The sequence below is a fragment of the Candidatus Jidaibacter acanthamoeba genome (assembly GCF_000815465.1).
Classification (GTDB): domain Bacteria; phylum Pseudomonadota; class Alphaproteobacteria; order Rickettsiales; family Midichloriaceae; genus Jidaibacter; species Jidaibacter acanthamoebae.
In genome coordinates, this window is record NZ_JSWE01000245.1 from 1 (window position 1) to 364 (window position 364).

The following is a 364-nucleotide window of genomic DNA, read 5'->3' on the forward strand; positions in this document are numbered from 1 at the left end:
TTATATGCTGTTTTATAACTATGATAACCCATAGCATCTTTGGTTTTCCATTTTACCCGTCTATGATCTTGCTCTATTATGTTATTTAGATATTTGTTCTTTCTTATAGTTGTATTAGCAAACTTTCCTTCTTTTTGTAGTTGGGTAAAAGCTAAAGAATATGAAGGATTAGTATCTACTGTGATACTTTTTGGTTCGTAAGTATTTTCCTTATTGAGCAATTTAGTTAAGAATAATTTAGCTGCTTTGTGATTACGTGTCTTGCTTAAGTAGAAATCAATAGTGTTTTTATTACTATCAATTGCTCTATATAAGTATAACCATTTACCTTTAACCTTGATATAAGTTTCATCCAGGTACCAGG

At 29.4% G+C, this 364-nt stretch carries 1 protein-coding gene; it reads right to left on the reverse strand.

The window, feature by feature from the left end:
• Positions 1 to 364 (reverse strand): IS6 family transposase (locus NF27_RS10860; RefSeq protein WP_039459613.1); only part of this gene is annotated, 364 nt, incomplete at both ends.